General features: G+C 74.8%; 16 protein-coding genes. 6 read left to right on the forward strand and 10 right to left on the reverse strand.

Going from position 1 to position 22983, the window contains the following annotated elements:
- Positions 1-63 precede the first annotated feature (63 nt).
- From D4B81_RS14965 to D4B81_RS14990, 6 genes are all read right to left on the reverse strand, one after another.
- Positions 64-1056, reverse strand: a complete 993-nt coding sequence (locus D4B81_RS14965) for an ABC transporter ATP-binding protein (RefSeq protein ID WP_122263501.1) — start codon at positions 1054-1056, stop codon at positions 64-66.
- A complete protein-coding gene (locus tag D4B81_RS14970) occupies positions 1053-3884 on the reverse strand; it encodes an ABC transporter permease (RefSeq protein ID WP_122263502.1) in 2832 nt (943 codons plus the stop codon). Before D4B81_RS14970 ends, D4B81_RS14965 begins: the two co-directional genes overlap by 4 nt.
- Positions 3881-7453, reverse strand: a complete 3573-nt coding sequence (locus tag D4B81_RS14975) for an FtsX-like permease family protein (protein WP_122263503.1) — start codon at positions 7451-7453, stop codon at positions 3881-3883. Before D4B81_RS14975 ends, D4B81_RS14970 begins: the two co-directional genes overlap by 4 nt.
- A gap of 76 nt (positions 7454-7529) precedes the next feature.
- Positions 7530-8846, reverse strand: a complete 1317-nt coding sequence (gene paaK / locus D4B81_RS14980; protein ID WP_202613717.1) for a phenylacetate--CoA ligase PaaK — start codon at positions 8844-8846, stop codon at positions 7530-7532.
- 71 nt (positions 8847-8917) lie between these two features.
- Entirely contained in the window at positions 8918-9400 is a 483-nt protein-coding gene (locus D4B81_RS14985) for a hotdog fold thioesterase (RefSeq protein ID WP_237566029.1), read from the reverse strand.
- A complete protein-coding gene (locus D4B81_RS14990) occupies positions 9397-10701 on the reverse strand; it encodes a 3-hydroxyacyl-CoA dehydrogenase NAD-binding domain-containing protein (RefSeq protein WP_122263596.1) in 1305 nt (434 codons plus the stop codon). Before D4B81_RS14990 ends, D4B81_RS14985 begins: the two co-directional genes overlap by 4 nt.
- Before the next feature lie 282 nt (positions 10702-10983).
- On the opposite strand from D4B81_RS14990, the gene D4B81_RS14995 reads away from it, so the two are divergent.
- The 6 genes from D4B81_RS14995 (at position 10984) to D4B81_RS15020 (ending at position 18667) form a co-directional block, all read left to right on the forward strand.
- The gene (locus D4B81_RS14995; RefSeq protein WP_161965193.1) at positions 10984-12024 is read left to right on the forward strand and encodes a hypothetical protein; all 1041 of its coding nucleotides are present in this window, start codon (positions 10984-10986) and stop codon (positions 12022-12024) included.
- A 184-nt stretch (positions 12025-12208) separates the two neighbouring features.
- Positions 12209-13924, forward strand: coding sequence for an ABC-F family ATP-binding cassette domain-containing protein (locus D4B81_RS15000; protein ID WP_122263505.1), 1716 nt, complete (start codon positions 12209-12211; stop codon positions 13922-13924).
- A gap of 45 nt (positions 13925-13969) precedes the next feature.
- Entirely contained in the window at positions 13970-14905 is a 936-nt protein-coding gene (locus tag D4B81_RS18945) for an MSMEG_6728 family protein (RefSeq protein ID WP_122263506.1), read from the forward strand.
- 9 nt (positions 14906-14914) lie between these two features.
- Positions 14915-16627 (forward strand): phenylacetic acid degradation protein PaaN, encoded by a 1713-nt coding sequence (gene paaN / locus D4B81_RS15010; protein ID WP_122263507.1) that lies wholly within the window; start codon positions 14915-14917, stop codon positions 16625-16627.
- A gap of 20 nt (positions 16628-16647) precedes the next feature.
- A complete protein-coding gene (locus tag D4B81_RS15015) occupies positions 16648-17463 on the forward strand; it encodes an NUDIX hydrolase (protein ID WP_122263508.1) in 816 nt (271 codons plus the stop codon).
- 172 nt (positions 17464-17635) lie between these two features.
- Complete coding sequence (locus D4B81_RS15020) at positions 17636-18667, forward strand: alpha/beta fold hydrolase (RefSeq protein ID WP_122263509.1); 1032 nt, start codon at positions 17636-17638, stop codon at positions 18665-18667.
- A 164-nt stretch (positions 18668-18831) separates the two neighbouring features.
- On the opposite strand, the gene deoD is transcribed toward D4B81_RS15020, so the two are convergent.
- Genes deoD through D4B81_RS15040 form a run of 4 tightly spaced genes read right to left on the reverse strand, consistent with a single transcriptional unit; the run spans position 18832 to position 22980 of the window.
- The gene (gene deoD / locus D4B81_RS15025; protein WP_122263510.1) at positions 18832-19551 is read right to left on the reverse strand and encodes a purine-nucleoside phosphorylase; all 720 of its coding nucleotides are present in this window, start codon (positions 19549-19551) and stop codon (positions 18832-18834) included.
- A gap of 29 nt (positions 19552-19580) precedes the next feature.
- Positions 19581-20771: a glycosyltransferase gene (locus tag D4B81_RS15030; protein ID WP_122263511.1), complete on the reverse strand. Its 1191-nt coding sequence runs from the start codon at positions 20769-20771 to the stop codon at positions 19581-19583.
- Complete coding sequence (locus D4B81_RS15035; RefSeq protein WP_237566030.1) at positions 20762-21631, reverse strand: mechanosensitive ion channel family protein; 870 nt, start codon at positions 21629-21631, stop codon at positions 20762-20764. The genes D4B81_RS15030 and D4B81_RS15035 overlap by 10 nt, the downstream gene beginning before the upstream one ends.
- Positions 21628-22980, reverse strand: coding sequence for a DUF2254 domain-containing protein (locus D4B81_RS15040; RefSeq protein ID WP_122263512.1), 1353 nt, complete (start codon positions 22978-22980; stop codon positions 21628-21630). The genes D4B81_RS15035 and D4B81_RS15040 overlap by 4 nt, the downstream gene beginning before the upstream one ends.
- Positions 22981-22983: the final 3 nt, after the last annotated feature.

Genomic DNA, 22983 nt, shown 5'->3' on the forward strand with positions numbered 1-22983 from the left:
CCAACGCCTCCTCACCAACCCCACCCAGGAGGCCATGGCCGCGACGGGTTGACACAGGGCTTCTCATCGCTCCTCCTCGCCGTCGCCGGTCGCGGGGTCGGTCAGGTGGTGGTCCTGGTCGTCGGGCCACACCTGGACGTGCGTCGACTCCTTCTCGATCCGCACCCGGTCGTGGAGACCGAGCTGCTGCACGTGCTGCTTCGGGAGCTGGATGCGGCCGGCGCGGTCGATCACGGTGTACTCCCGCGCGACCGTCCGCTCGACCCCGTCCGGCCCGACGACCTTCTGTCGCAGGACCTCGGTGGAGGTGCGACCGTCGCGGATCTGCACCGTCCGGCGGACGTGGTCGGAGACCGTGGGGTCGTGGGTGACGACGAGGACCGTGGTGCCGAGCTCACCGGCCGCCGTCCGCATCGCCTCCAGCACCTGCTCCGACGCCGCGTCGTCGAGCTCGCCGGTCGGCTCGTCGGCGAGGAGCACGGCGGGGGAGTTGGCCAGGGCGGTCGCGATGGCCACCCGCTGCTGCTGACCGCCGGAGAGCTGGGAGGGCCGACGGTCGGCGCAGTCGGCGACCCCGAGGAGCTCCAGCAGCTCGCCGACCCGGCCGCCGCGCCCCGTCCGGCTGCTGATGACCATGGGCAGGGCGACGTTGTCGGCGGCGGTGAGGAACGGCAGCAGGTTGCGCGAGGTCTGCTGCCAGACGAAGCCGACGACGTGCCGCTGGTAGTCCACGCGCTGCGCCCGGTTCATCGTGAGGAGGTCGACGCCGGCCACCCGGGCGCGGCCGCCGGTGGGACGGTCGAGCCCGGAGAGGATGCCGAGCAGCGTCGACTTGCCCGAGCCGGACGCCCCGACGAGGGCGACCACGTCACCGGGGTCGACGACGAGGTTGAGACCCTGGAGCGCCTGGACCTCGACACCCTCGGTCGAGTAGATGCGGACGAGGTCCTCGCACCAGATGTCGGGGCCCACGTGGGCCCTGCCGCCCTGCTCCTGCGCCCGGGCTGGACCCCCGGCGCTGTCGGGCGGTCGCTGGGTGCGGTCGGTCGTGGTCATCGTTCCTCCCCGACGCGCAGGGCCTGCGCGAGGTTGGTCCGCCCGGCGAGCCAGGCGCTGACGGTGATGGCGAGCAGGACGGTCAGGACGACGGCGGCCAGGACGGCGCCGACGAGGAGCGGGTCGAGGGAGAGCGGGGGTTGGGCTCGGCCACCGGTGACCCCGGTGAGGTCGAGGGCCCGGACGAGGACCCACGGCACGACGAGGCCGAGCACGGCTCCGACGACGATCGAGGTGAGGACCATCGGGGCGAGCTCCCAGGCCGTCAGGGCACGCGTCTGACGCGCGCCCAGGCCGAGGGTGCGCAACACGGCCAGCAGCCGCGCGCGGGCGTCGGCCCCCATGAGCTGGACGACGGCGATGGCGAGGACCGTCAGCAGGCCGGTGAGGACGGTCGCCCCCACGAACGCCCGCGTCAGACCCGTCGTCACGGGTGCCGAGGCGAAGGCGTCCAGCTCCTGCTGGACCGTGGTCACGACGGAGCTGCCGAGGACACCCTCCACCTCACCGGCGACCCGGCCGTGGTCCGCGCCGTCGGCGAGCGACACCAGGGCGGTGGTGGCCGCCGGGACGCTCCGGCCCGCACGCTCCCACCTCTCCGCGCTGATCAGCACCCAGCTCCCGGGCGTCCGGAACCCGGGCAGCTCGGCGGCGTGCCCGAGGACCACCACCTCCCCCACCCCGCGGACCGAGGCCGGGCCGGACCTCGTCGGGGCCGACCCGCCCGCGAGCACCGGGACGGGTCCTCCCTCGGCGTACAGCCCGGGAGGCGGGCCGGCGGCCGGACCGTCCGCCGGCATGACGGAGGAGAGCTCGGTGTCCGCCAGCAGCACCCGCACCGGCGTCCGGTCCTCTCCCGCGCTCAGCTCGAACGTCGTCCCGGCGTCCCGGAGCCGCACCACCGCCTCGACCCCCTCGATGCCGCGCAGCGCGGCGACCACCTCGTCCGTCATCTGCGGCCCGCGGACCCTCACGTCCGCGCCGTTGCGCTCCCAGGCCGCCGCGTCGGCGCCGTGGGTCACGGTCGTGAGCAGCACCGCGCTGACCAGCGCCACCGACGTCCCGAGGACGACGGCCAGCGTGGGCACGAGCCCGCCGGCCGGGTCACGCAGGGCCCTGGCCGCACCGAGGAACGGGGTCAGGCCGCGCCCGGACCGGAGCACCCGGACGAGCGCGGCCAGCGGGAGCGGGTAGAGACGCAGCGCCACGGAGCACGCCACGAGGGCGAGCAGGACGGGGGCGGCGGCGGCCAGGAGGTCGATGCCCGAGTCGGACGCGGCGTCCCCCCGCGTGTCCCGGTCCAGCAGACGCCAGGTCGCGAGCCCGGCCAGGACGGCCACGGACAGCTCGGCCACCCACCGCCACCTGCTGCGGCTGCGTCCTGACAGGTCGCGACGCTCGTGGAGGAGCGAGGCGTCGTCGAGGCTGGCGGCGAGCGCGACGGCGGGGGTCGCCGCGACGGCGGCGGTCACCAGCCACTCCCACCACCGGCCGGCTCCCGGGACGGCGGCGACCGCCAGGGCGTGACCCAGCAGGGCGGCCGGGACGCCGAGGGCCAGCCCCTCACCCGCGACGAGCCACCGCACCTGCCGGGGGCTCGCCCCGCGGGCCAGGACCACCGCGAGGGCGGCCCGGCGACGGGAGACGACGAGCCGGGCCGCGAGCCCCAGGACCGCCGCCGCGACCCCCAGCGGCCCGGCGGCCACCACCGCCAGCAGGGAGGAGGTGGCTCGCTGCTGGCGCACGACCTTGTCGAGCGCGTCGGTCAGGCCCGTGGTGAAGGCCGGGACCTGGTCGCCCTCGAGGGCTGACAGCGCCGGGTCACCTGCGGGCACGAGCACGTGCTGCTGCGCCAGCATCCCGGTGAGCTGGCGCCGGAGCTCGGCCGTGTCGACGCGCCCCGTGGTGACGGCGGCGGCGTCGACGGGATACCAGACCTCGGTCCGCACCGCGGTCGGCTGGCCGAGGAAACCCCTGCTCAGCGGGCTGACGAACGCGGTGATCGTGCCCTGCTCGCCACGGTTGGGATCGGCGAGCACGCCCATCGTCGTGCCGTTGTCGACGTGCTGCCAGCGGGGGTTGTCGGGGTCGACCGGTCGGTACGTCCCGACCAGCTCGAGCCGTCCGGCGATCTCCTCCCCGACCTCCCAGAGCATCTCCGCGGCCGCCTCCTCCAGGACCACGACGGGGACGAGCGGGCCGGAGGGCTGCTGCGGACCCCGGGCGACCGGCCCCTCGGCCTCCCGGGGGTCGGGGAGCACCGTCTGCTCGAGCTCGGGCCACCCGCCCTCGACGAGCTCGACGTGCTCGGTGAGCCCGGGGTCGGCGCGCACGGTCACCTGGGCGTTGTAGTAGCCGGACTCCACGGCGGGCACGTGGTCGAGCGCGTTGGTGACGCGCGCCGTCATCTGCGCCTCCTGCAGGACCGTGCGCAGCGGCTCCGGCTGGGCGGAGCGGACACGCTCGGCCCCCTCCCGGAACGCCTGCCAGGGGTCTAGCGCGGTGGGCTGCCCGTCCTGGTCGACGCTCCCCACCGCCGTCTCCACGGTCGTCCCCCAGGCGCCGGTGACGTCGCGCTGCTGCGCGGAGAGGAGCCCGAGGTCCTGCACCAGCTGACGGGCGTTGACGTCCTCCAGCGCGCGGGGCACGGCGGTCAGCAGGAACGAGACCAGGGCGACGAGGAGCGCGAGCGCGGCGGACACCCACGGGTCCGCCACGAACTGCCGCCACGCCAGACCCGCTCCGGTATGCCGCCCCGCACCACCGGGAGCCCGGACACCCGTCGTCGCCCCGGTGCCGCGGGGTGTGGCGCGGTGCCGGCCGGTCACCGGATCTCCTCGCGGTAGTCGCGGTCGACCGCCTGGCGCGCCACCATGACGGCCTGGACGAGGACGACCGCCAGCACGACCACGGCACCCGCGGTGAGGAGGGCGACCCAGGGGCCGACCTCGAGCCGCAGCGGCGCGGCGAGCGCCACCTGCGCCCGCTGGGTCGTCGACCGCGCCAGCTCGGGCACCACGGCACGGCTGACGAGCCACCCGGCCGCGAGGCCCATCAGCACCGCGGCCGAGACCACGCCGGCCAGCTCGACGGCGCGCGAGCGCGCCTGGGCCCGCGGCGGCATACCGAGGGCGCGCAGGACCGCGACCTCCGGGCGGCGTGCACCCAGGAGCGTCGCCGCGACGGCGGCGATGCCGGTGGCCGCCAGCAGCACGGCCCCCGCCGAGGCGACCCGGAAGACGAGGCGGGCTGCGGTGGTGGCGTCGGTGACCGTGACCGCACCCGGCCCGGTGACCGTGGCCACGTCCGCGCGCCCGGTCAGCTCCTCGACGACGGCGTCCGTGTCCGCACCGGGTGCCGTGCTGGCCCAGACCTCGGTCGGGTGGGGCAGCGGGCGGTCGAGGTCGGCGAGCACCGCGGCCACCGCGTCGCGGTCCACGAGCGCGGCCAGCGGGGCCAGGGTGCCGGGGACCGCCGGGACGATCGCCGACACGGTCACCGGCAGGGTGGCGCCGAAGGCCCGGATCTGGGCGGGGGACCCCACCGCGAGGTTCGCGGCGCGGGCGGCGGCCGGCGTCAGCGCCACCGGCACGGTGCCCGGCGTCGCCTCGTCGTCCCCCCGCGGGGGCGCGGGCGCGAACGGGCTGCCCGGGACGGGCTCGCGGTAGCTGGTCCCCGGTGCGACCGTGAGCGACGGGGGGAGGTTGACGTTGGACCTCCCGGCGATCACCCAGGGGGTGGCGCTCACGTCGAGGCTGGGTGGCACGTAGACCGCGTCGTCGACGGTCAGGACGTGACCCGTCCGCGGGTCGACGTAGGTCCTGATCCCGGGATCACCCTGCGCCTCCCGCTCGGCCTCCGCCTCGGCGACCACGTCCGGGGGGGCCGCGACCGGCGAGCCCCACCCCGACGCCAGCGCGAGGAGGTCGGTGCCGTCGTCGGTCCGTGCCGTCAGCGTCAGCCGGACGTCCTGGGGGACCGGGTCGAAGCGGTCGTCGTGCGTCACCGGGATGCGCAGGCGCAGGTCGCGCACCACCAGTCCGGTGGCCTCCGGGAGGGTGAACGTCACGGTCCCCCCGCCCCCGCCCGCCGCGACCGCGGAGTCCGTGTAGGGCCGCGGTGCCTGCGGCGGCTCGACGGTCGCCCGCGTCACCTCGACGGGCGCACCGTCCACCGTGCTGATCAGACCGGTCGCGGGGTCGGCGACGGTCATCGAGACGACCCAGTCCTTCACGGCCTCGGCACCGGCGGCACGCAGCGGCTCGTCGGTCATGGAGCGCGCCGTGGCGCGGGCCTCCTCCTCGGGCAGCGGCGCCGCGTCCGGGCCGAGGAAGACCTCCCCCTCGGCCTCGCCGGTGAGCTGGTCGACGAGGGACTCGTAGCCGGCCTGCAGCCTCTCCAGCTCCTCGTCCGGGACCGTGAGCTCGGCCTCGAGGGTGAGCTCGACGGTCCGGGTCCCGGCCGGTAGGAGCACGCCCTGGCCGGTGAGGTCCGGGCCCCCGCCGGTGAGCTCGGCGACCGGCACGACCGGCCCGGACCCGTCCGGCAGGTCGGGCTGCGTCACGACGTCGGCGAGCTGAGCGGCGGGGGCCATGGTCACGGCGACCGTGAGGTCGGCGAGGCGGGCGTCCGGGTCGGTCCAGACGGCGACCGACGACGCCACGCCGGGGGTGTCGCCGAGGAGGTCAGGCGCCGGTGGGACCACCCCGGGGCCCGTGGTGACCGGGGGCTCGACGAGGACCGCGCGCACCGGTGCTCCCTGGCCCACCGCGGCCAGGTTGTCCCGCAGGTGGGCGGCCGTGCCGGCGTAGAGGCCGGACAGGGTGGTCGCGCCGACGGCGAGCACGGTGAGGACGGCGGGCACGGCATACACCGGGAGGCGGCGGGAGACCTGGGCGGCCGCCAGGTGCCCGGACGCCGCCCGCCCGGGCCGGGTGAGGGCCTCAGCCAGGCGCCCGGCCGGGCCCAGCAGGGCCATGGCGACCACCGCCGCGGCGGCCAGGAGCAGCGCCGGTGCCGCTCCGGCGAGGAGGTCGGTGCCGAGGGAACCGTCCGCCCGGACGAGGACCGGGGACCCTGCCCGCCGCAGCTGCCACCACGCCACGCCGGCCGCCCCCAGGACGAGCACGACGGTCGCCAGCGCCGTCGCCGCACGCGCCCGGCCCGACAGGTCGGCGGTGGCCGTCCCGCCACCGGTGAGGCGGCGCACCTGGGCCGTGGCGACGACGGCGAGCACGAGCAGGACGAGGAGCCCGCTCACCGCCGCGACCCCTGCCACGGTGGTGCCCTGGGCGTCACCGGCGGGCACGGCCCGCAGGACGAGGCCGGCGGCCAGGGCCCCGAGCGCCGTGCCGAGCAGGGCCACGAGCGCCGCCTCCCCGACCGTGCCGACGAGCACCTGCGTCCGTGTGGCTCCGCGGGCCACGAGCAGCTGGGCCTGCGCGTCGCGGGTGGTGGCGAGGAGCCGGGCCAGCTGGACGACGGCGAGCATCGTGACGAGCACGAGGACCGACAGCGGGATGACCCCCAGCGCCCGGGCGGTCGCGAGGTTGGTGGACGCCGCCGCGGCGGTCGGGGCGAGGTCACCGTCGACCGTCACCCCCCGGACGTCCACCTCGGGCACCTTGAGCGAGGCCTGCAGGCTGGCCGCCGCGGAGGCCAGCCGGGCCAGGTCGTCGGGCTGGATCCGGCTGGCGTCCGGCTGCACCGTCCAGCGCACGAACGGCGCGTCCACCAGGGTGGTCAGCGTCGACGGGGGGACGACCAGGGGGCCGCGGTCGGACCCGTCGGCGCCGGCAGCCACCAGCCGGTCGCCGAACCAGTACGCGTCCGCGGCGTCCACCGGACGCCAGGTGCCGACGATGGCGACCGGTGTGCCGTCGACCTCGAGGGTGTCGCCGACGCCGACCTCCCACTCCCCGGCCGTCGCCGCGTGCAGCATCCCCTGGACCGGGTCGGTCGCGTCGACGGGCCAGGACCCCTCGGTCAGCGACACCCGGTCGGCCGCACCCGGGTCGGCCGGGGTGAGGGAGCCGCTGGCGAGCACCACGAGACGCCCCGGCAGCGCGGTGCCGCCGAGCGTGACGGGACGCGGCTCGCTGACGAGCGTGCGCTGGACGCTGATCGGCGCCGGCGTGAACGCCGCGTCGATGCGGCTCCGGGCGGCGACGTCCTGCGCCTGCGGGTCCTCGCCCTGACGCGTCTGCACGCGGATGCCGGCCTGGTCGGGCGGCGCGTCGGTGAGGGCCGAGCGGGCGGCCGTGGTCGCGGCCGCGCTGGAGTAGCCCACAGCCCCCGCGAGGATCGCGGTGGTCACGGTCACGAGGGCGAGCAGGGTCAGCAGCAGACCCGTCGAGGCGCGGGCCCGCCGGAGGGCCCACCCCCACCAGGTCGTCATGAGCCGACCCTAGGGAGTGTCCCCGACACACGTCGACCCTGTGTCCGGACGGGACCTGATCGGGACCGCGTCGGGCTCAGCCTTCCTCCCGCCGGTCCACGATCCGGCGGGCCTTGCCGACCGAGCGCTCGATGCCGCCCTCGCCGAGGATCACGACCTGCGCACTCGTGCCGATGCGCGACTTGACCTGGTGCGAGACCTCCCGGGCGAGCGCGTCATACCGCGCGGGGTCCAGGCCGGGGGCGGCCTCGACGTTGACGGTCAGCTGGTCCATCCGTCCGGGCCGGGTGAGGATGCACTGGAAGTGCGGGGTCAGCCCCTCGACCTTCAGCACGATCTCCTCGATCTGCGTCGGGAAGACGTTGACCCCGCGCACGATCATCAGGTCGTCGGAGCGACCGGTGATCTTGGCCATCCGGCGCATCGCCGGCCGGGCGGTGCCGGGCAGCAGGCGGGTGAGGTCGCGGGTACGGTAGCGCAGCACCGGCATCGCCTCGCGGGTGATCGCGGTGAGGACCAGCTCGCCCTCCTCGCCGTCGGGCACCGGCTCCTCGGTGATCGGGTCGATGATCTCGGGGAGGAAGTGGTCCTCCCACAGCGTCAGCCCGTCCTTGGTCTCGACGCACTCCTGCGCCACGCCGGGCCCCATCATCTCGCTCAGCCCGAAGATGTCGGTCGCGTGCATCTGGCAGGTCTGCTCGATCTCCTCACGCATCGCCTGGGTCCAGGGCTCGGCGCCGAACACCCCGATCCGCAACGAGGTCTCCGCGGGGTCCAGGCCCAGCTCCTTGACGTGGTCGACCAGCGCCAGGAAGTAGGACGGCGTCACCATGATGACGTCCGGGCGGAAGTCCTGGACGAGCTGGATCTGCTTCTCGGTCTGGCCACCGCTCATCGGGACGACCGTGCAGCCCAGCCGCTCCGCGCCGTAGTGCGCGCCGAGGCCGCCGGTGAACAGGCCGTAGCCGTAGGCGACGTGCACCATGTCGCCCGGTCGCACTCCGGCGCCGCGCAGGGAGCGCGCGACCAGCCCGGCCCACGTGTCGATGTCCTGCTGGGTGTAGCCGACGACCGTCGGCCGGCCGGTCGTCCCCGAGCTCGCGTGGAGACGCACGCACCGCTCGCGGGGGACGGCGAGCATCCCGAAGGGGTAGTTGTCGCGCAGCGTCGCCTTGGTCGTGAACGGCAGCAGCCGGACGTCGTCGAGGCTGCGGATGTCGTCGGGGTGCAGGTCGCGCCCCTCCATCTCGCGCCGGTAGTGCGGCACGCCGTCGTAGGCGCGCCGCACGCACGACCGCAGCCGGGTGAGCTGCTCGGCGCGCAGCTGGTCCATCGACCATCGCTCGGCGTCGTCGTAGAGCTCCGGTGCGGGTGTGATCTCCGGCAGCGACATCGGTGTCTCCTCCTGGGCTCCTGCTCTGGGGGCAGGGTATGCCGTCCCGCACCCGGGCGGGGCGCTGCCCCTCAGCGGGGCGGCAGCGACCTGCTCCGGCCGCGGAACTCCGCGACGACGGCCCCGTCGGCCTCGCGCGTGACGGTGACGTCGGTGAGGCCGCTGCGGCCGTAGGTGAGGCGCTCGCGGGCGTCCGCCACCAGGACGTCACCGAGGCGGGCCGAGGTGACGAAGGTGATGTCGCAGCCCGCGGCCACAGTCAGCCGGCCGGTGGCGTTGCAGGCCAGGGCGAAGGTGGAGTCGGCCAGCGTGAAGATGTAGCCGCCGTGCATGATGTCGTGGCCGTTCACCATCGTCGCGACGACGGGCATGCGGGTGCGGGCGAGGCCGACGGGCGGCTCGCCCGTGGTGTCGACGGAGACCTCGAGCAGCTCGATGCCGAGCGCGCCCGAGGCCCTGTCGTCCGCCCACATGGTGCGCACGTGGGTGAGGTCGGGCTCGGGCTGCGCGTCGGGGCCCGGTGTCGCGCCGGGCCGGGGTGCCCCGGTGCTCACAGCGCCTCGCTCGGGCGGTAGCGGCCCCCGGGGTAGATCTCGTCCAGCTCGAGCAGCTGGGCCCGGACCTCGGCGGCTCCGATCTCCTCGAGCCACTCGAACGGACCCCTGGGGTAGTTCGTGCCGAGCCGCATCGCGGTGTCGACGTCCTCGGCGCTCGCCTCCCCGCGGTGGACGAGGTCGACGCCCTCGTTGACGAGCATCGCCAGCGTCCTCGCCACCGGGTCGGTGACGAGCGGCCCGCCGACGAGCCGGCCCGCGAGGTCCTGGTCGGGGGTGGCGTCGACCGCGGTGCCGGACTCGTCATAGCGGAAGACGCCGTGCCCGGTCTTGCGCCCGAGCCGGCCGGCGCGCACGAGGTCGCGCTGGTATGCCGTGGGCGCGTAGCGGGGGTCCTCGCCGGTCTGGTGCCACACCGACTCGCCGACCGCAAGGTTGACGTCCTGCCCGATGAGGTCGGTCAGCTCGAACGGGCCCATGCGGAAGCCGGCGGAGCGCAGGGCGAGGTCCAGGGTGGCGGGGTCGGCGATGCCCTCGGCGGCCATCCGCTGGGCCTCGCCGTAGTAGGGGCGGGCGACGCGGTTGACGATGAAGCCGGGGGTCGAGGTGCACCGGACGGGGGTCTTGCCCCAGCGACGCATCAGCGCGCAGGCGTCGTCGAGGACGGCCGGGTCGGTGGCGAGGCCCGTGACGACCTCCACCAGCCGCATCAGCGGGGGCGGGTTGAAGAAGTGCAGCCCCAGCACCTGTCCTGGCCGGGCCATGGCGGGCGAGACCCCCCCGTGGAGCGCGGCGTCGTGACCGGTGGTCGCCTCGCCCGTGATCGCGTCGATCGACAGGCTCGAGGTGTTGGTGGCCAGGACGGTCGTGGGTGGCTGCGTCTCCTCGAGCTGGCGGAAGATGACCCGCTTCACGTCGAGGTGCTCGACCACGGCCTCGATGACCAGGCCGGCAGGGGGGACCGCGCGCATGTCCGCGGTGGTGAGGGTGGACAGGTGCGAGACGGTGGCCTCCGCCTCGTCCGCGGTGACCCTGCCCTTGGCGGCGAGGGTGGCCAGGGTGGCGGCGATGTCGTCGCGCGCCCGGTCGGCCGCCCCCGGCTGGCTGTCGACGAGGACCACCGGGTGGCCGGCCTGCGCCGCGACCTGGGCGATCCCCCGGCCCATCGCCCCGGCCCCGATCACCGCGACCGTGACGCCACCGGGGTCACCGAGGAGGGTGGTGCCGGCTTGGGTGGTGCCGGCGTGGGTGGGCGCCGGTCGGCTGGCGTCGGCGCTGGGGGCGTCCTGCGGCTGCGTCATGGCGCCCACTCTGGCACGCGGCTAAAGGCACCCATGCGCGTCCTCGCTCGCCTCGACCCCTCGCCCCCTTGCCCATCGCTGTGGTCACGTCACCTCGTCCCGTAGAAGAGGGTCCCGTGGAAGTGCGGCGCTCTGCCTCATTCCCACGGGACGCTCTTTCACGGGACCGGTGGGGACGCGGTCGGCACGCGGTTGGCACCCGTGCCCTGTGGACGACGGGCCAGCTCGGCACCCGCCGCGTGGCAGCCTCAGGGTCGGTGGAGATGGGGTAGGGGGCACGAGGTGGCTGGAGGCCAGATGCACGGTGGTGGGCCGGCGGGTGGTGGGCGCTCGGGTGGGGACTCCGGGCGTCGCATCTGGGCACCGACGTCGGCCAGCCGGCTGGCACGGCTGACCGCGATCGGGGACCGTGTCGCCGCCCGGTACTCCGGGGTGGCGCGTCGGGGGGACCTGCTCGCGGCCGGCCTGACGCGGGACGACGTGGACGGCCAGTTGCGACGAGGTGCCTGGCACCGCGCCGGCGTCCGCACCATCTGCGTCGACGGCCGCACGCCGCGGGGCCAGGGTCTGCTCTGGCAGGCGTTGTGGGAGTCGGGGCCGCGCTCCGTCCTCGACGGACCGTCCGCCCTCATCGCCGCAGGGCTGACCTCCTGGACGGAGGCGGAGGTCCACGTGTCCGTGCCGAGGAACGCCACCGTCCGTCCGCTCGACGGGGTCCGGCACCACATCCTGCGGGACGTCGGGCCCGCGATCCGGACGGGTCTGCGGCGGACCCGGCCCGAGGTCGCCCTCGTCCGCGCGGCGGAGTGGGCCAGGACGGACCGCGCCGCCGCCACCATCCTCGCCATGGCCGTGCAGCAGCGTCTCGTCTCGACCTCCGCGCTCCTCGACCGGTGGCGAGGAGTAGGACGCTCACGACGACGCCGGACCCTCGACGGGGTCATCGGGGACATCTGCGACGGCGCCCACTCGATCAACGAGCTCGACGTCGTGGACGTGTGCCGGGCCCGTGGCCTGCCGACGCCGTCACGTCAGGTGGTGCGGACCGGTCCGGACGGGCGGGTGTATCTCGACCTCCTCTGGGACGACGAGGGGGTGCATGCCGAGGTCCAGGGAGCGCATCACTTCGTCGGCCTCACGCTCGTCAGGGACGCGCTTCGGCTGAACAGCCTGTCGATCTCCAGCCCCACGACGATCAGCCTGCAGATCCCGGTCCTCGGATGGCGCGTCGACCCCGAGCCGTTCGTGCAGCAGATCGCGATGGCCCTGGCCGAGGGGCGACGACGCCGACTGGACCACGGCCTAGGGCGTCCCACGACCTAGCGGTCCCACCGCGTCAGGGTGTCCCTTGAAAAGAGCGTCCCGTGAAAGTGAGCCAGAACGCCTCACTCCCACGGGACCCTCTTCCACGGGACGGTGGCCGGAGGCGACCACGCTGGCCACGGGACACCCGCCGCAGGGCACAAAGGAGTGGACTCCGCCACCTCCACCTGCCACCCTCGCTCCCGTGGGGCACGTCGAGCTGAGCCAGATCTCCTACGTCCTGCCGGACGGCCGTCCGCTGCTGGACGAGGTCGGCTTCCGCGTCGGCGAGGGCGAGAAGGTCGCGCTCATCGGCCCCAACGGCACCGGCAAGACGACCCTCCTGCGCATCGTCGCCGGTGACCTCGACCCGCACGGGGGCAGCGTCACCCGCACCGGCGGGCTCGGCGTCATGCGGCAGTTCATCGGGTCGCTGCGCGACGACTCCACCGTCCGCGACCTGCTCGTCTCCGTCGCGCCGGAGCGGATCGTCACCGCCGCACGGGCCCTCGACACCTCCGAGCTCGCCATGATGGAGGTCGACGACGAGCCGGCGCAGATGGCCTACGCCCAGGCGCTCGCGGACTGGGGCGACGTCGGCGGCTACGAGCAGGAGACCCGCTGGGACGAGGTCACCACCGCGGCGATCGGCATCCCCTACGAGCGGGCCCAGTGGCGCCGCGTCTCCACCCTCTCCGGCGGGGAGCAGAAGCGCGTCGTCCTCGAGGCGCTGCTCCGCGGACCGGACGAGGTGCTGCTGCTCGACGAGCCGGACAACTACCTCGACGTCCCGGGGAAGCGCTGGCTCGAGGACCAGCTGCGCGCCACGCCCAAGACCGTCCTGCTCGTCAGCCACGACCGCGAGCTGCTCAGTCGGGCGGCCACCCGCGTGGTCACCCTCGAACCGGGTGCGGCGGGGGCCTCGGCCTGGACGCATGCCGGCTCCTTCGCCACCTGGCACCAGGCCCGGGCCGAGCGCAACGCCCGGCTGGAGGAGTCGCTGCGACGCTGGGAGGAGGAGCACGCCAAGCTGCGCCGGCTCATGCTCCTCTACAAGCAGAAGGCCTCGTACAACGCCGACATGGCCGCCCGCTACCAGGCCGCCCAGACCCGGCTGCGCCGCTTCGAGGAGGCCGGGCCCCCGGAGAAGGTCGCCCGCGACCAGAACGTCACCATGCGCCTCACCGGCGGTCGCACGGCCAAGCGCGCGGTGATCTGCGAGCGGCTCGAGCTGCTCGCGCCCGGACCCGCCACCGGTCCGTCCGTCGACCCGCTCATGCACCCCTTCGACCTGGAGATCTGGTATGGCGAGCGCGTCGCCGTGCTCGGGTCGAACGGGTCGGGCAAGTCGCACCTCCTGCGGCTGCTGGCGGCCGGGGGCAGCGACCCCGACCTCGAGCACCAGCCGGTGGGGGACACCCCGCCGGCGCCGGTGCGGCATACCGGGTCCGCCCGGCTCGGCTCGCGGGTGCGCCCCGGCTGGTTCGCGCAGACCCACGAGGGGCACGGCCTCGCGGGTCGCACGCTGCTGGAGATCCTGCACCGCGGGGACGACCACCGGCGGGGTCGCACCCGCGAGGAGGCCTCCCGGGTGCTCGACCGCTACGAGCTGGCCCACCAGGCCGAGCAGACCTTCGACACGCTCTCCGGCGGGCAGCAGGCGCGGTTCCAGATCCTCCTGCTCGAGCTGTCCGGCGCGACCCTGCTGCTGCTCGACGAGCCGACGGACAACCTCGACCTCGACTCCGCCGAGGCGCTGGAGGAGGGGTTGCGCACGTTCGACGGCACGGTCGTCGCGGTCACCCACGACCGGTGGTTCGCCCGCGGCTTCGACCGGTTCCTCGTGCTGGGCGCCGACGGCGAGGTCTACGAGGCGGACGAGCCGGTCTGGGACGAGGAGCGCGTGCGGCGACGGCGTTGAGCCCGCCGGCGCGCGGCATACCTGCGCGTCCCGCAGGATGGGCCGGTGCAGACCTTCCTCCCCGTCGCGGACTTCGGGGCGAGCGCCCGGCTCCTGGACCCGGCCCGCCTGGGCAAGCAGCGGGTGGAGACGCTGCAGGTGCTGCGCGCCCTGGAGCTGCCGGACTACGGGTGGGCGGCGCACCCGGCCGTGCGGATGTGGCGGGGGCGGACACCCGCGCTCGTCGCCTACGGGCTGGCCACCGTGCGCGCCTGGCGGGACGTCGGGCACGCGGACAGCACCGGGCCGCAGATCGCCGAGTTCGCCCCCCAGGTGGTGGGGATGACGCAGGAGGAGCTGGACCGGGCCGGTCTGCTGCCGAGCTGGCTCGGGGACGAGGCCCTCCACCGCTCGCACCGGTCCAACCTCCTCGCCAAGGACCCCGCCTACTACCGGCCCCGGTTCGAGGCCGAGTTCGGGCTGGAGCCCGACGACCTGCCCTACGTCTGGCCGGAGGGTGACGACCTCCCCGCGGACGAGCCTCCCGAGGGGGTGCGGGTGTGGGTGGTGCGGCCGAAGGGGGACGGCGAGCTCGGGGTATGCCTGGGGGCGGGGGTCGTGGGGCTGGACGCCCGGTCGGGGGTCGAGGTCGACGCCGACGGCCTGCGGCCGGAGGAGCTGAGTGCTCTTGCGCGCGAGCGCACCGGCCGGCGGCCGGCCAAGGACCTGCGGCAGCTGTCGACGTTCCTGGACGAGGTGAGCCCGGGCGACGTCGTGGCGGTGCCGGTCGAGGACGGCACCGGGCTGCTGCTGGGCGAGGTGGTCGGTGGCTACCTCTTCGCCGGGGGCGACGGGCCGCTGCCGCACCGGCGGCAGGTGCGGTGGAGGCAGGTCGTGCCCCGCTCGGCCGCGCTGCGGCCGTTCACGCTGCAGGACCCACGGGGGCTGTTCGCCGTGGTGCTCGATCCTGCGCAGGTCGGACCTGTCAGCAGCGCTGGTTAGGCTGACGTCATGCCGAACACCGCAACGCTGCCGTCGACGCACCCGCTCCTCGAGGCCCACCGTGAGACCCTCGACGCCGCCGCCCGCGCGCTGCGCGAGCGCAGCTACTACAGCCGCTACCCGGAGTCCCCGAGCCCGCGGGTCTACGGCGAGACCGCGCCCCAGGACGGGCAGGCGGCGCACGAGGCGACCCTGAACAAGGACTTCGAGGCCCTTGCCGGCCAGCCCTCGACCGGTGCGGTCGTCGGCTCGGAGGTGAGCCCCTTCGGCCCCCGGCTCGGCGTCCGCTACCCCCAGCTCGACGTGCCGCGCGCGATGGAGGCGGCCCTGGCCGCCATGCCCGCCTGGCGGGACGCCGGTGCCGAGGTGCGGGCCGCCGTCTGCACCGAGATCATCGAGCGGATCAACCGTCGGTCCCACGAGATGGCGCACGCCGTGATGCACACCAGCGGCCAGCCCTTCGTCATGTCCTTCCAGGCGGGCGGACCGCACGCCCAGGACCGCGCGCTGGAGGCTGTCGTCGCGGCGCTCGAGGAGCAGCGTCGGTTCCCGGCGTCGGTGGTGTGGGAGAAGCCGGCCAAGGGGGAGCCGGTGCGGATGCAGAAGGACTACCGGGTGGTCCCGCGCGGGGTCGCGCTGGTCATCGGCTGCAACACCTTCCCGACCTGGAACGCCTATCCCGGCCTCTTCGCCAGCCTCGCCACCGGCAACCCGGTGATCGTCAAGCCCCACCCCCGGGCGGTCCTGCCGCTCGCCCTCACCGTGGCCATCGCCCGGGAGGTGCTGGCCGAGGCGGGCTTCGACAGGGCACTGGTCCAGCTCGCCGCCGAGGACGACGGGGGCACCCTCGCCAAGGACCTGGCGCTGGACGACGCCGTGAAGATCATCGACTACACCGGCGGTCCCGGTTTCGGAGGCTGGCTGGAGACCGAGGCGGCCGCCCGGGGCAAGCTCGTCTACACCGAGAAGGCCGGGCTCAACAGCGTCGTCGTCGACTCCACCGACGACCTGCGCGGGACGCTGGGCAACCTCGCCTTCTCCTTCTCCCTCTACTCCGGCCAGATGTGCACCGCGCCGCAGAACGTCTTCGTGCCCGCGACCGGCGTCGGGACCGACGAGGGCCACCTGAGCGCCGAGGAGTTCACCGGGCGGCTCGCCGAGGCGATCAGCCGCTTCACCGCCGACGACGCACGGGCCGTGGAGATCCTCGGGGCCACGGTCAACGACGACGTCCGCGGCCGGGCCACCGACGTGCCGGCCCTCGCCGAGCGGCTGGGGGGCGAGGTCGTCCTCGACTCCCGCGCGGTGACGCACGCGGCATACCCCGACGCGGTGGTGCGCACCCCCGCCCTCGTCGCGGTCGACGCGGGCAACGCGACGGCCTACACCCAGGAGTGCTTCGGCCCCGTCGCGTTCGTGGTCCGCACCGCCGACACCGGGGAGTCGCTGCGCATCTTCGCCGACACGGTGCGCGAGCACGGCGGCATGACGGCGGCCGTCTACTCCTCCGACGAGCAGGTGCTCGAGGCGGCGCGCGACGCCGCCGCGGAGGCGGGCGTGGCGCTCTCGGAGAACCTCACCGGCCAGGTGTTCGTCAACCAGACCGCGGCGTTCTCCGACCTGCACGGCACGGGCGCCAACCCGGCCGCCAACGCCGCCTACGCCGACGCCGCGTTCGTGGCGAACCGGTTCCGCGTCATCACCAGCCGCCGGCACGTCTGAGCGGCCGGGGAGACGGGGGTATGCCCTCGGGCGGGCCGCGCACCCCCGGCACCACGGCGGTGGCGCCGGGGGTGGCGGCGCTGACCGGCCTGTCGTCGCTGCCCCCGGCCGAGGCGGAGGCGGTCTTGGTGGTGGGTGCACTCGTGCAGGAGGCCTTCGCCGCGGGTCACCACCGGGTGGAGGCGGAGGTGGACGCCGACGACGCGGGGACCCGGCGGGTGCTGCAGCGTGCCGGGCTGCGGCCGGAGGGCCGCGCTCGCGGCCGCGGGCTCGACGGGAGCGGGAGGGTCGACCTGCTGCGGCTGGCGCGGCTGGTAGAGGACCCCGAGCCGGGCACCCCCGCGGCCTTCCTCGGCATGCTCGACGCGACGCTGCCGCTCAAGCGGGTCATCGTGCAGGGCCTGATCCACGACGGGGACGGTCGGGTGCTGCTCTGCGAGCTCACCTACAAGAAGGACTGGGACCTCGTCGGCGGTGTCGCCGAGCCGGCGGAGTCCCCGGTCGACTCGCTCCTGCGCGAGGTCCGTGAGGAGCTGGGCGTCGACCTGCCGGTGGGCGAGCTCCTCGCGGTCGACTGGCTGCCGCCCTACCGTCAGTGGCGGGACGCGCTGCTGCTGGTCTTCGACCTGGGCGTGCACCCTGACCTCGCGCAGCGGGTGGTGCTCCAGCCCAGCGAGCTGACCGCGGTGCGCTGGTGCACGGTCGAGGAGGCGGAGGGACGTGTGGCGCCCTACGTCCACCGGCTGCTGGTCTCGCTGCGGGCTGCCCTCCGTGACGGCGGGAGCACGGTGTTCCTCGAGGACGGCGTCCCCCTCCGGACCGCCCGGTCCCTCTAGTCGCCCGGCAGCCCGTGCGCAGGCTTGCCCCCCGTGGCCAAGCACAGCACCCCCTCCTCCGCCGGGTGCCTTCGTGCTGCGCGACCCGCGCGAGCTGCCCCGGGTCCTCGTCGATGTCGTCGCCCGCCGCGCCCCCTGACAGGCGGACTCACCGGCTGGCAGGATGCGCGCCATGACCATCGACGCGCGTTCCGTCCGGACCGACCGGCTCTCCACCTTCGTCCGTGAGGCGGGGGACCCCTCCGCGCCGGTCCTGCTCCTCGTCCACGGCAACGTCAGCTCCTCGGTGTTCTTCGAGGAGCTCATGGAGGACCTCGCCGCCGACTTCCACCTCATCGCCCCGGACTACCGCGGCTACGGCGACTCCGAGCGCAAGGTCGTCGACGCCACCCGCGGGATGGCCGACTTCTCCGACGACCTCGCCGCCCTGCTGGACACCCTCGGCGTCGAGGGACCGGTGGACGTGCTCGGCTGGTCGGCCGGCGGCAACATCGCGCTGCAGCTGGCGATCGACCACCCCGGGAGGGTGCGCCGGATCGTGCTGGAGGCCTCCGGCAGCCCCTACGGCTTCGGCGGCACGACCGGGCTCGAGGGTCGCCCGGTCGCCGCCGACTTCGCCGGGTCGGGCGGGGGCACGGCCAACCCGGAGTTCTGCCGGGCGATCGCCGAGGGGGACCGTGGGGACGGGCCCACCAGCCCCCGGACGACGCTGCGCTCCTTCTACGTCCGGCCGGGGTTCACCTTCGCCCCGGACGTGGAGGAGAAGTACGTCGACGGGATGCTGCGGATGTCGATCGGCGAGGACGTCTACCCGGGCGACCTCACCCCCACCGACACCTGGCCCGGCGTCGCGCCCGGCACCACCGGGACGAACAACGCCCTGTCCCCGAAGTACCTGGACCAGTCGGTCTTCGCCCGCCTCGACCCCGTCCCGCCGGTGCTGTGGATCCGCGGCGCGGACGACCAGATCGTCTCCGACACCTCGATGTTCGACCTCGCGCAGCTCGGCAGGCTGGGCGTGGTGCCGGGCTACCCCGGCGAGGAGGTCTGTCCCACGCAGCCGATGGTCTCGCAGCTGCGGGCGGTCCTGCAGGCGGGCGGGGGCGAGGTCACCGAGATCATCTACGAGGAGTGCGGTCACAGCCCCCACCTGGAGCACCGGGAGCGCTTCGCGACCGACGTGCGGGAGTTCCTGCTCCGCTGAGGACGCGGCACCCGCCCAGCGACCGTGCGCAGGTCACCCGCCTGAGTGGCTGGTGCACGCCAGGACGGGTAGGCGCGGGCAGGCGCCACTCACGAGAGTGAGTCGGGCACGTCCTGTGCGGGTATGGCGTGCCCGCGCCACTCACGTGGGTTGCGCGCGCCCGGTCAGGCGGGCAGCGGGGTCGCCAGCATCGCCTCGAGCGCAACGGTGACCATGTCGCCGAAGGTCTGTTCGCGCTCCTGGGCCGTCGTCTCCTCGCCCGTGACGATGTGGTCGGAGACGGTCATCACCCCCAGCGCCTGCCGACCGTGCCGCGCCGCCAGCGTGTAGATCTCGGCCGCCTCCATCTCCACCGCCAGCACGCCGTACTCGACGACGTTCGCGGTCAGCTCCGCGCGCGAGTGGTAGAAGCTGTCGGAGCTGAAGACGGTGCCGACCTGGTGGCGGACCCCGGCGCGCTCGGCGGCCTCGACGGCGTTGCGCAGGAGCGCGAACGTCGCGGTGGGCGGGAAGTGGTAGCCCTGGAAACGCAGGGTGTTCATCGAGCTGTCGGTGGCGGCCGCCTGGGCGATGACGACGTCCCGGACCCTCAGCCCCTCCGCGAGCGCCCCGCAGGAACCGACCCGCACGAGCTGCTGCGCGTCATACTCGCGGATGAGCTCGTTGACGTAGATCGAGGCGGACGGCTGGCCCATCCCGGTGCCCTGCACCGAGACCGGCTCACCGCGGTAGGTGCCGGTGAAGCCGAGCATCCCGCGCACCTCGCTGTAGCACTCCGACCCCTCCAGGAACGTCTCGGCGATCCACCGGGCCCGCAGGGGGTCGCCGGGGAGGAGGACTCGGGGGGCGACCTGGCCGGGCTGGGCGGCGATGTGCGTGCTCACGGGGGACAAGGGTATGCCGTGCCGTGCGCCTACGCCCGCAGCGCCGCCTCGATCGCCGTCGCCGCGGCCCCGGCACCGTCCTCCTGCGCCACCGCGGCGGCCTCCTCGCGGGCCCGGCGGACCACCTCGGGAGCGAAGGCGCGCTCCAGAGCGGTTCGCAGTGCGGGGGTGCTGACCCGGGGGGCCGGTACGGGAGGGGCGGCGACGCCGATCTCGTGCAGCCGGCGGGCGAAGAACGGCTGGTCCATGGTGAACGGCACGACGACCTCCGGCCGGCCCGAGAGCAGCGCCGAGGCCGTGGTGCCGGCGCCCCCGTGGTGGACGACGGCGCTGGTCCGGGGCAGGAGCAGGGCGTGCGGCACGTCGTTCACGGGCCGGACCAGCGTGGGGTCGAGGCCGTCCTCGAGCCCCGAGCCGGCCTGGAGCACGACCCGCATGCCCAGCTCTCCGGCCGCCCGCACCGACGCCTCGAGCACCTGGCGCACGGCCGGCAGCGTGTGGGAGCCCATGCCGACGTAGACCGGGGGCTCACCCTCGTCGAGCCACGCGGCCAGCGGCCCGGGCAGCGCGGCTCCCGGAGGGAGGTCCGGGAAGGGGTAGCCGACGCAGCGCACCTGCCGCCCGGCGACCCGCCCCGTGGCGACGAGCCGGGGGGTGTGGGCGACGAAGGCGCGCGTGCTCGCCATCCCGAGCAGGGCCCGGGGGTGCGGCGCGACGAGCCGTACGGCGGTGGGGAGCGCGCCGAGCGCGGCCCGGAGGTTGCGCCAGGATCGCCCCTCCACGACGGAGAACAGGCTGGCGTCGCCGCGCAGGCTCGGGAGCGCGGGCACGAACATCATCAGCACGGGACGGACCCGCCAGCCGCTCAGCCCCGGCCAGCCGGCGGTCATGGCGGTCGTGACCACGCCGTCGTAGGACCCCCGCATCTGGTGCAGCCGGTCGAGCACCGCGGGCGCCATGTGATGCGCCAGGCCCTGCAGCATCCGCAGCTGGGGGCGCAGTTCCACGGGCATCCCGTGCCGCGCGAGGTGCTCGCGGTAGTAGGCCATGGCGTCCACGTGGACGAGCTCGGCCTGCAGGCCGGCGGAGGTGACGAGGTCGGCATACTCGCGGGTGGCGGTGACGCCGACGTCGTGGCCGCGGGCCGCCAGCCGTCGCCCGACCGCGACGACCGGCTGGTAGTCGCCGCGGCTGCCCGCAGCGAGGAGGGCTATCCGCATGGCGAGCCGTCGCCCGACCCGTCCTCGGGCCGGAGCAACCGGGCCAGCCGGGGTCCGGCGTCGATGGTGACGACGTCCGAGCCGGCGGCGACCCCGTGCTCGGCGAACGCGCGCAGGACCGCGACCACGACGGCGTGCGTGGCCTCCTTCGTCTCGAGCTGGCGGGCGCCGGACCAGAACCGCAGCTCCATCTGCACGGTCGCCGTGCCGACGGAGGTGAGGAAGGCCTCGGGGGCGGGCTCGTCAAGGACCTGCGGCGCCGCGTGCATGGCGGCGACCGCGACCTCGGCCGCCCGGTCGAGGTCGCCGTCGTCGGCCAGGTCGACCACGACCGAGCTGCGCACATGCTCGAAACCGGTCTGGACGGTGACGATCTCCGAGTGCAGGGTGCCGTTGGGGACCAGCACCAGCCGACCGTCGAAGGTCCGGACCGAGGTGCTCGTCAGCCCCATGTCGACGACGGTGCCCCGGTGGTCGAGGACCGAGATCTGGTCGCCCACGCGGAACCGGTCGCGGGTGAGGATGACGATGCCGGCGAACATGTTGCCCAGGACCGTCTGGAAGGCGATGCCGGCCGCGATCGAGATGACCCCGAGCCCGCCGAGGACGTTGACGGGCCGGATGCTCGGGAAGGTGACGGCCAGGGCGACGCCCACGGCGAGCGCACCGACCAGCCAGGAGACCAGCCGCCCGAAGACCCGGGCGGAGCTCTCGCTGCGCCCCCGCCACGACAGCCAGCGGCTGACCGCCGTCCTGACGAGCTGCCCGAGGAGCAGGCCCACCAGGAGCACCCCCAGCCCGAGCCCCGCACCGAGCCAGGTGACCGGGGGGAGCTCCAGGGCGTGCAGCGGGCCGCTCACCACGGCGACTCCTCGTCCGCCCGCCCGACCGACGCCTCCGCGCGCCCGAGCCAGGTCCGCAGGTGGGGGCGGTGCGCGGGCAGGGACGCGGTGAGCAGGTCCTCGACCATCGACACCACCCGGCGCGGCACCTGACGGGCGTCGCGGCCGTAGTGCAGCGGCTCGGTGAGCGCGAGGTCGACGAGCTGCTCGACGCGCTGGGGGCGGTGCACCAGGCGCACCGCACCGTCCTGCGTGACGACGGCCGGGAGGTCCGCCCGGGTGACGGTGAGCCGCAGCACGCGGTGCAGCTCGTCGAGAGCCTGCACGGCCGTGGTGGGGTCGTTGATGCCGGGGGAGAGAGCCCGCTCGGCGATGTCGACGAGCTTGCGGATCCCGAAGCCCGGGTCCTGGGTGAACCAGCGGTCCTGGGCGACCACGACCATGCGGCGGGGTCGGCGGAGCTCGTCCTCCTCCAGCGCGGGGGCCGCGCGGTCACGCCATACCCGCAGCGCCGGGGCACCCTCGGGGATGAAGGTGCCCACCTGCGGCAGCACCTCCACAACGGCCCCGTGCTCGGCCGCCCACGACACCAGCCCGTGGTGGTCGACCTCGACGACCGCACCGTGCTCCTGGGCGGGGACCGTCGTCGGGACCAGGCCGTCGTCCGGCTGCCACGTCTGCGCACCCAGGCGCGCACCGGACGCCCCCGCCTCGGGCAGGTAGCGCCCGACCACGTCGACCGTCCCGTCACCCAGGTGCGAGACGATCGAGGACACCTGGATGGAGTTGGTGATGTGGTGGATGAAGGCCAGGAACATCCCCACGCTCGCCAGCACGAGCAGGAAGCTGAGGGTGACCGAGACCTGCGGGACGAAGGCGCCCCCCTCGCCGCTGTCCCCCTCGACCGAGCGCAGCACGGTGAGCGCGTAGGTGAAGCTGGCGGCGAAGATGCCGAGCGTCACCTGCGTGACCCGGCTGGAGAGGAAGTCACCGAGGACGCGCGGGGAGTACTGGCTGCTGGCGAGCTGGACGACCACCATGGTGATGGAGAAGACGAGGCCGGTGACCGAGATCATCGCCCCGGCGATGGTGCCCAGGAGGTCGCGGGCCCCGCTCGGGCCGCCGGGGAAGACGAAGGGCAGCTGCTCCCCGAGGGTGCGGTCGAGCTCCGGCATGAGGTAGCCGGCCAGCAGCGCGACGATGACCACGACCATCGGCAGCACCCAGAAGGGCCGCCACACCCGGTCCCAGCGGCTCGTCCGGTTGGTCCTGGGCAGTGCCCCGAGGTCCTCGCCGTCGGCCGCGTCCGCGGAGGTGGCCCCGGTCCCCCTGTGCGGCTCGGTCCGGTCGGGGGGCGGGCTCGGCATCCC

It is taken from the genome of Ornithinimicrobium cerasi (assembly GCF_003702705.1).
Classification (GTDB): Bacteria; Actinomycetota; Actinomycetes; order Actinomycetales; family Dermatophilaceae; genus Ornithinicoccus; species Ornithinicoccus cerasi.